This is a genomic window from Methylotenera sp. (assembly GCF_029945705.1).
GTDB lineage: Bacteria > Pseudomonadota > Gammaproteobacteria > Burkholderiales > Methylophilaceae > Methylotenera.
In genome coordinates this window covers 1-5,283 of sequence record NZ_JAQSDC010000006.1, presented here as the reverse complement: position 1 = coordinate 5,283, position 5,283 = coordinate 1, and the positions used below count along the sequence as shown (strand labels likewise).

3 protein-coding genes are annotated in these 5,283 nt (G+C 40.7%); 2 read left to right on the top strand and 1 reads right to left on the bottom strand.

What is annotated here, in order from left to right:
- Positions 1-277 precede the first annotated feature (277 nt).
- Complete coding sequence (locus PSU78_RS02750; RefSeq protein WP_300383907.1) at positions 278-805, top strand: PepSY domain-containing protein; 528 nt, start codon at positions 278-280, stop codon at positions 803-805.
- Between the two features lie 399 nt (positions 806-1,204).
- Here the strand turns inward: PSU78_RS02750 and PSU78_RS02745 are convergent, their stop codons facing one another.
- Positions 1,205-2,674 (bottom strand): PLP-dependent aminotransferase family protein, encoded by a 1,470-nt coding sequence (locus PSU78_RS02745; protein WP_300383904.1) that lies wholly within the window; start codon positions 2,672-2,674, stop codon positions 1,205-1,207.
- Positions 2,675-3,070: 396 nt separating this feature from the next.
- On the opposite strand from PSU78_RS02745, the gene PSU78_RS02740 reads away from it, so the two are divergent.
- Positions 3,071-4,942, top strand: coding sequence for a PQQ-binding-like beta-propeller repeat protein (locus PSU78_RS02740; protein WP_300383901.1), 1,872 nt, complete (start codon positions 3,071-3,073; stop codon positions 4,940-4,942).
- Positions 4,943-5,283: the final 341 nt, after the last annotated feature.

Below are 5,283 nucleotides of genomic sequence, written 5' to 3'. Positions count from 1 at the left end.
CTAGCCACACATAGTCTCAGTTTGCAAAATTATGGTGGATTTTTAGAGATGCCCTGTATAGTTACGCACGGTCTATTTTGTAAAATGTAACTGATTTGTTATATTTCCTAATCACAATCTATTAACAGGCTGTAAATTGGTTGTATTCAGCCAAATATGTAATAAATTTGTAAAAAAATCAATGACCTATATTTGTTTGTTAAAATAATCCTAGTTAAAAATTCGCATCACAATTTTTTGGCTTGTCTTTTTATTAACATTTATCAGGAGATTTAATATGTTTCGTCTAACTATGGGAGCTACCTTAATAGCAGCAGCATTTTTTGCAAATACAGCCATGGCTGATCACGCTAACCTAAAACCGAAGGCATACGACAGTTTAGGTAAATGTGCTAAAGCTGCTTTAGCAAAACACGATGGCACAATCGTAAAGGTTGAGTTTAAGAATGAAGGTAAGTTAGGCGTTTACGAGTTTGATATTGAGTCTGCTGATGGTACGGCATGGGATATTGAATGTGATGCTAAAACAAGTAAAGTGATTGAAATTGAGCAGGAAGTTAAAGCTGACGATGCTAAGTTTAAAGCAATAGCGAAAGTATCTGAAGCTGATGCAAAAGCCACAGCGCTTGCTGCACACGCTGGTACAGTGACTGAAACTGAATATGAGTTAGAGTCTGACGGTAAAGCTTCTTATGAGTTTGATATTAAGGCCGCTGATGGTAAAGAAATCAAAGTTGAAGTTGATGCTGCAACAGGTAAAATTGTTGAAGCGAACGAAGAAGCCTATCAAATTGGTAAAGAGTAATTAATACAATAAGGTCGTTTTAAAATGACTGATTAGAGATTAATGAAGACTGAAAATAAAAAAGGCGCCCGAGGGCGTCTTTTTTATTTTTTACTATATGCAAACCAGCAAAACTAAATCGGGAACCTACCCAGTTTACTGAACACACAACCCTTATAATTATGTAGCAGTAAAAAGTCCTAGTGATAGTACTCCCTGATATTACACTAGCGATAAGCATGCCAACTCTCAATATTGAATGAGTATGTAAGTTAACTGTATGAATATAATGATGTTTTTATATTTCAGCTTATTGTTGGCATAATAAAGTCATTCAAAATATTTGGTTGTCTATAACCAAGTTATGGCTGTTGTAACCAAATTACGGTTGTTTACAGCCAAGTGATTTAATATTCACTATTAAGCGCTTAGTAATTTAGTATGTTGCCTTGAAAAGGCGGATTTTAGGCGTTTAATGCCTAAGTAAATTTCATCGTTATTTAGATTTGCAAAACCTAATCTAATACCTAAAGACTGGCCGCTTATGTGAGAAAGGCTTGCTGTAGAGGTAAAGCTTACTTTCTCTAATGCAGCATCGGCACTGAGCAAATGAATATCAACTACTTGGTTTATATTTAGCCAGATTGCTAAACCATTTTGAGGCTGTTGGAAATCTACAAATCCATTGAGCTCTTTACTTAACAAGCTAGCCATATAGTTGCAACGCTCTTTATAAATTTTTAGAGTGCGTAAGTTATGTTTTTTAATCTCACCTGTGAACAGCAACTCCGCAACCGCTAGCTCTGAAATGGAGTCACCTTGTCGGTCTATTAGCGTGATTTGAGCCGCACATTGTTCAATTACATCTGCAGAAGCCACGATATAACCAATACGGAAGCCTGGCGCTAGTACTTTAGACAGGGAGCCTATATAAATGACATTTTTTGATGGTTGCATGCTGGCTAGCGGCAAGGTATGGCGCGTATAATTGAATTCAAAATCACTATCATCTTCAATAATTAAGAAGTCATAACGCTCAGCAAGCGCTAACAGTTGCTGCCTACGCGCCTGTGACATGCATATTGTGGTAGGAATCTGGTGGTTAGGTGTGACGTATACTGCGCGAATTTTGTGCTGGTGACATAACGCTTCGAGATGGCTGACATCGATGCCTTCTAGGTCATGCGCTACGCTTAGTATATTAGCGCCACAGCTTTTAAAGGCTTCGCGAGCAAGCGTGTTGGTGAGGTGCTCCATCGCAATATAGTCGCCAGTTTTTACAAAAATTCTTGCCGTCAAAAAGATACCCATTTGGCTCCCGCGCACGATGCATATATTCTCAATTCTTGCATGCAGCGCTCTTTCCATATTGAGCATTTGTAGAATAGCCTCACACAGAATCATTGTGCCCTTGGGGTTGCTATAAGCGGACTTACCATTTCTTGCTGAGGTAATCAGGGCATGTCTCATCGCGCGCGCGAGCATTTCAAATGGTATTAATCTAGAGTCTGGTAAGCCTTCGTTAAAATGGATAAATTCATGCGCATGGCGTTTGCCAAGAATAGGTGTGACATCGGTGGGTAATGGATAAACTGTGTGTGGCGGCGTTGCTGATTTTTGACTGCCTGTCATGACCTGGGATGACACGAATGTGCCGCGCTTACTTTCACAGATAAGCCAGCCTTGCGCAATCAGTTCATCATAAGCCTGAATCACGGTTTTGCGATTCACATTGATTTTTTTAGCAAGCTCGCGTGTACCAGGCAAGGCTATGCCAGAAGTGAAGCGCCCATTTTGGATATTTTCAATGATTTTTTGTGTGATTTGCACATAAATAGCCGTGCCTGACTCTCGCTCAATAGTGAGGCTGAGTTCCCATGGTCGTAACATCACCAACTCCAATTCGATCATTCTTTTGACGAGATTGATTTTCTAAGTTGCGTGATTTTATAAACTGACTTTATTAATCAACGACGCAATTTCAACTACTTTAGAAAATTTAGTTTGATGGATACTAGGAGAACCCAAGCATTGAATATTACCAAAATATTCAACTATTGATAAATAAATCATCTGGACCATATCGAATTAAGGTTCTGGATGGCCTATTGCGCGGAGTTTATAGATACAGTTACATCTGTTTACAACTTGAAACAATTCTGATGTCGTGCAAATAATATGTGCGACGTGTTTTTGTTTTAGTATGCTGTCATCCTAGTGCCAGTTCTACGTAAGCAAGTTGAAGTGATTTTCACTTTATTCTTACTATTATCGATGGAGATAACTATGTTTACAAAACAACGCGTATTAGGCTTAGCGATTAGCGCAGCTTTCGCAATGCCACTAGCGGCATTTGCTGCAGCCGACCAAGAAGCAGCAATGAAAGACTCAAACAACTGGGTACACCCACGTGGTCAACACAATAATCAAGCCTACAGCGCTTTAGCACAAGTCAACAAAGGTAACGTTAAAAACCTTAAAATGGCTTGGACATTCGCAACGGGTGTAAACCGCGGCCATGAAGGTTCACCTATAGTGCTTGGTAACATGATGTATGTGCATACAGCATTTCCAAACAATATCTATGCACTTGATTTAAACGACAATCAAAAAATCGTATGGTCATATTTCCCAAAACAAGATCCATCAGTTCAAGCGGTTTTGTGTTGCGATAACGTTAACCGCGGTCTTGGTTATGGCGATGGTAAAATCTATCTGCAACAAAACGATGGCAACTTGGTGGCTTTAGACGCTAAAACTGGCGCTAAAGTATGGTCAGTATTAGTCAACGATCCAAAAGTCGGCGCTACTAATACTAATGCACCGCACGTGATTAAAGATAAAGTGTTAACTGGTTGCTCAGGTGCTGAGTTCGGTGTGCGCTGCTTTATCGCTGCTTACAACATCAAAGATGGTTCATTAGCATGGAAAGCATATTCAACAGGCCCTGATGCTGAAACATTGCATGATAAAAATACTAATAAAGATAACCCACAATACAATGCATTGTCCGTTTACCAAGATGTAAACGGTGGCAATAAAATTGGCGGTTCATTTAAAAAAATCCCAAATGATCAGTTGAAAATTGGTGAGCAAGAGTTAGGCACACGCACATGGTTAAAACCACAAGCAGTTAAAGATGGCTGGCAACATGGTGGTGGCTCTGTATGGGGCTGGTGGCCGTATGATGCACGTACCAACTTAGTTTACTACGGTGCAGGTAACCCTTCAGTTTGGAATCCAGATGTACGCCCAGGCGATAATAAATGGTCTATGACAGTAACGGCGCGTGACCTAGACACTGGTATGGCTAAATGGGCAATGCAAATGACGCCACACGATGAGTGGGATTACGATGGCGTGAATGAAGTCATCTTGTTCGATAAAGGTGATAAAACCTACGCATGGCACCATGATCGTAACGGCTTTGCTTACACTTGGAATGCTGGAACAGGCACATTGATTGCTGCGCAAAAAGTACACCCATTCGTTAACTGGGCAACTGATGTGGACATGAAAACTGGTGTGCCAAATAAGACAGCGAATGCTTCAACTCACCAAGATTACAATGCTAAAGGCGTTTGCCCAGCTGCTTTAGGTACTAAAGACCAACAACCTGCGGCTTACTCACCAAAAACAGGTTTAATGTACACACCACTTAACCACGTATGTATGACATACGAGCCAGTTGAGTCTAAATATGTGGCTGGCCAACCATGGGTTGGTGCTACTTTAACGATGTTTGCTGGTCCAGACGGTGTGATGGGTGGCTTTGCTGCTTATGATCCAATGACTAACAAAAAAGTTTGGTACAACAAGGAGAGATTCTCTGCATGGAGTGGCGCTTTAACAACAGCTTCTGACCTAGTGTTTTACGGTACATTAGACCGTTGGTTAAAAGCGGTTGATGCTAAATCAGGCAAAGACCTTTGGAAATTCCAAGTGGGTTCAGGCGTGATTGGTAACGTATTTACTTACGGTAACAAAGGTAAACAATACGTTGGTGTGCTATCAGGTATCGGTGGCTGGGCTGGCGTTGCGATGAACCTTGGTATGACTAACCCAACAGATGCTTTAGGCGCTGCTGGTGGTTATGCTGAATTAACAAAATACAACGCGGCTCCTGGCGGCGGTGCATTGAATGTGTTTAGCCTATAATTGAGTTGTCAGATTAATTGTAACTAAATACAGGTTAGTTCAAACGTAGTACTAAAAACACCCCGATTCGTCGGGGTGTTTTTTTGTATAAATTATCCAAACTGAAAGCTTTGCACGCACTCAAATATTGGGTTTATTGGAAAAAATCCTTAATTTACCGCCATTCCCGCGCAGGCGGGAATCCAGTCAAATGTCAATTTAGGTCAATGTTATTAAAAGTAGAGATATTGAAAGCTGCCTAGATTCCCGCCTACGCGGGAATGACGAATATTTGATATTGGTTGCCTTGACCCCTGTTGAATAAAGTGGACACTACCACTTCAGACAAGCTCTTCCTGTTT